Origin of the sequence: Azospirillum formosense, from assembly GCF_013340925.1 — a bacterium.
GTDB classification, from domain to species: domain Bacteria; phylum Pseudomonadota; class Alphaproteobacteria; order Azospirillales; family Azospirillaceae; genus Azospirillum; species Azospirillum formosense.
Genome location: NZ_WHOR01000427.1, coordinates 1 through 2,873, shown reverse-complemented (window position 1 = coordinate 2,873; position 2,873 = coordinate 1). Strand labels below are relative to the sequence as shown.

Genomic DNA, 2,873 nt, shown 5'->3' with positions numbered 1-2,873 from the left:
TCCACTCGTTGTTCTTCTGTTTCTTAATCTCTTCTTTTTTTTTTTCAAAAAAAAAGGCGCAATACGATTTCCCCCTTTGTCGGGGGGGCGGGGGAATGTATAAAAGAGACGGTTCCACCCCCCCCCCCGGCGAGGGGGGGGGGGGAGGGGGAGGGGGCAAACGCCGCCCACGCGACTCGTCCTCGGCCCCCAACCATCCTGGCTGGGCGTCGCCTTCCCCTTCGGCCGCCTCGACTGCGACAAGCTGGAAGCGCTCGCCGCCCTCACCCACGAGATCCGCATCACCCCCTGGCGCGCCCTGCTGCTGGCCGCCCCGCAGGACGACGCCGCGAACACAGCAAAAACCCTCGGCGGCATCCTCGACCACCAAGACATCCGCCTGAAGCTCACCGCCTGCAGCGGCGTCACCGGCTGCGACGTCGGCACCACCGACACCCACGCGGACGGCCTGTCCATCGCGGCGCGCGCGGCGGGCTTGCTGGAGGCGGTGCGGATGGTGCATGTCTCCGGCTGCGCGAAGGGCTGCGCCCATCCCGGTGCGGCGGATGTCACGCTCACCGCGCGGGAAGGCGTCTACGACGTCGCGCTGAACGCCGCGCCCGGCGGCACGCCCTGGCGGTCCGGCCTGACACCGTCCGAGGCCGTCACCGCCGTGGCCGATTTGTCTGTTGAGGAGTTGTCCCGTGTCCGCTGAGCCGCTTTACGACTACATCCGCGATGGAGCGGCCATCTACCGCCAGTCCTTCGCCACCATCCGGGCGGAGGCCGACCTGTCGGCCATCCCCGACGACCTGAAGGCGGTGGCGGTGCGCGTCATCCACGCCTGCGGCATGGTGGACGCGGCCCGGGACCTGATGTTCTCCCCCGACGTCGGGACGGCGGCGCGGGCGGCTCTGCGGGGCGGCGCGGCAATCCTCTGCGACAGCGAGATGGTCGCCCACGGCATCACGCGGGCGCGCCTGCCGGCCGACAACGCCGTCGTCTGCACGCTGCGCGACCCGGCGGTGCCGGAGCTTGCCAAACAGATCGAAAACACCCGCTCCGCCGCCGCACTGGAGCTGTGGGTGCCCCGGCTGGCCGGCTCCGTCGTCGCCATCGGCAACGCGCCGACCGCCCTGTTCAAGCTGCTGGAGATGATCCGCGACGGCGCGCCGAGGCCGGCGGCGGTGCTGGGCTTCCCGGTCGGCTTCGTGGGTGCGGCGGAAAGCAAGGACGCGCTGGCCGAGGCGCCCTTCGGCCTGCCCTTCCTGGCGATCAAAGGTCGGCGCGGCGGCAGCGCCATGGCGGCGGCGGCGGTCAACGCCCTGGCGAGCGACGTGGAATAATGAGCAACGAATCCAAGACCACCGGCATCTCCACCGGCACCCTCTATGGCGTCAGCGTCGGCCCCGGCGATCCGGACCTGATGACCGTGCGCGCCATGCGCACCATCGGCGCCTGCCCGGTGGTCGCCTATTTCTGCAAGCGCGGCACCTCCGGTCAGGCCCGGCGCATCGCCGACGGCTGCATCACGGCGGAGCATATCGAACTGCCGATGGTCTATCCGGTGACGGTGGAATTGCCGCCCAGCCACCCCGACTATGGCCGCCAGATCGAGGCCTTCTTCGACGAGTCCGCCGAGCGGCTGGCCGAGCATCTCGCCGCCGGGCGCTCCATCGCCGCGCTGAACGAGGGCGACGCCTTCTTCTATGGCAGCTTCATGCATCTGTTCCTGCGGCTGGCCTCGCGTTTCCCGACGGAAGTGGTGCCGGGCGTGACCTCGATGATGTGCAGCGCCTCGCTGCTGCCGCGCCCCTTGACCCTGCGCGACGACGTGCTGTCGGTGATCCCCGGCACGCTGGGGGAGGAGGCGCTGTTGCGCGCGCTGCGCAACGCCGACGCCGCGGTCATCATGAAGCTGGGCCAGAACCTGCCGAAGGTCCGCCGCGCCGTCGAGGCCGCCGGGCTGGCCGACCGCGCCTGGTACATCGAGCGGGCAAGCATGGCGGACCAGCGGGTCATGCCCTTCCGCGAGGCGCCGGACACCGCCCCCTACTTTTCGCAGATCGTCATCCCCGGCGAGGGGCTGAGGCGATGACGGGATGGTTGAAGGTCATCGGGCTCGGCCCCGGCACCGAGGACTGGCTGACGCCGGAGGCCCGGCGCGATCTGGCGGAGGCGACCGACCTCGTCGGCTATTTCCCCTATGTGGACCGCGTGCCCCCGGGGCCGCAGGTGCGCCACGCCTCCGACAACCGGGTGGAGCTGGACCGCGCCCGCCACGCCCTTGAACTGGCGGCGGAAGGCCGCCGGGTGGCGGTGGTGTCGGGCGGCGACCCCGGAATCTTCGCCATGGCCGCCGCGGTGTTCGAGGCGCTGGACGATCCGGCGGCGCCCGCGGCGTGGCACCGCGTGCCGCTGTCCGTCGATCCCGGCATCTCCGCGATGCAGGCGGCCGCCGCGCGGGCCGGCGCCCCGCTCGGCCATGATTTCTGCGCCATCTCGCTGTCCGACAATCTGAAGCCGTGGGAGGTGGTGCTGAAGCGCCTGCGTCTGGCGGCGGAGGCGGATTTCGTGATCGCGCTCTACAACCCGATCAGCCGCGCCCGCCCCTGGCAACTCGGCGCCGCCTTCGACGCGCTGCGCGACCTCCGCTCGGCGGAGACGCCGGTGATCCTCGCACGAGCGGTCGGCCGCCCCGACGAGGCGCTGACGATCACGACGCTGGGCGCGGTGGACGCGGCGCAGGCCGACATGCGGACCTGCGTCATCATCGGCGCCTCGCACACCCGGCTGGTGCCGCGCGAGGGTGCGCAGCCGTGGGTCTACACGCCGCGCAGCTATGCGGTGCGGGGGTGAGGGCGGTGTCGCCGACCGTTGCCCCCACCCTAACC

The 2,873-nt window shown here is 71.2% G+C and carries 5 protein-coding genes; 4 read left to right on the top strand and 1 reads right to left on the bottom strand.

Features of this window, described 5'->3' with window-relative positions; genetic code table 11:
* On the bottom strand, window positions 1-502 hold a 502-nt coding region (locus GBZ26_RS30030), incomplete at its 3' end, for a hypothetical protein (RefSeq protein WP_425599373.1).
* On the opposite strand from GBZ26_RS30030, the gene GBZ26_RS28560 reads away from it, so the two are divergent.
* The 4 genes from GBZ26_RS28560 to cobJ are packed head-to-tail and all read left to right on the top strand — an operon-like array spanning window position 494 to window position 2,838.
* The gene (locus GBZ26_RS28560; RefSeq protein WP_174441691.1) at window positions 494-694 is read left to right on the top strand and encodes a hypothetical protein; all 201 of its coding nucleotides are present in this window, start codon (window positions 494-496) and stop codon (window positions 692-694) included. The genes GBZ26_RS30030 and GBZ26_RS28560 overlap by 9 nt on opposite strands.
* A complete protein-coding gene (locus GBZ26_RS28555) occupies window positions 684-1,325 on the top strand; it encodes a precorrin-8X methylmutase (RefSeq protein WP_174441690.1) in 642 nt (213 codons plus the stop codon). Before GBZ26_RS28560 ends, GBZ26_RS28555 begins: the two co-directional genes overlap by 11 nt.
* Window positions 1,325-2,077 carry a precorrin-2 C(20)-methyltransferase gene (locus tag GBZ26_RS28550; protein ID WP_174441689.1) on the top strand — a complete coding sequence of 251 codons (753 nt, stop codon included), beginning with the start codon at window positions 1,325-1,327 and terminating at the stop codon, window positions 2,075-2,077. Before GBZ26_RS28555 ends, GBZ26_RS28550 begins: the two co-directional genes overlap by 1 nt.
* Window positions 2,074-2,838 carry a precorrin-3B C(17)-methyltransferase gene (cobJ, locus tag GBZ26_RS28545; protein WP_174441688.1) on the top strand — a complete coding sequence of 255 codons (765 nt, stop codon included), beginning with the start codon at window positions 2,074-2,076 and terminating at the stop codon, window positions 2,836-2,838. Before GBZ26_RS28550 ends, cobJ begins: the two co-directional genes overlap by 4 nt.
* Window positions 2,839-2,873 lie beyond the last annotated feature (35 nt).

Excerpts from the sequence above, each read along its gene's own strand:
- GBZ26_RS28560 (WP_174441691.1), top strand. The coding sequence starts at position 494 with ATGGTGCATGTCTCCGGCTGCGCGAAGGGCTGCGCCCATCCCGGTGCG.
- cobJ (WP_174441688.1), top strand. The coding sequence starts at position 2,074 with ATGACGGGATGGTTGAAGGTCATCGGGCTCGGCCCCGGCACCGAGGAC.
- GBZ26_RS28550 (WP_174441689.1), top strand. The coding sequence starts at position 1,325 with ATGAGCAACGAATCCAAGACCACCGGCATCTCCACCGGCACCCTCTAT.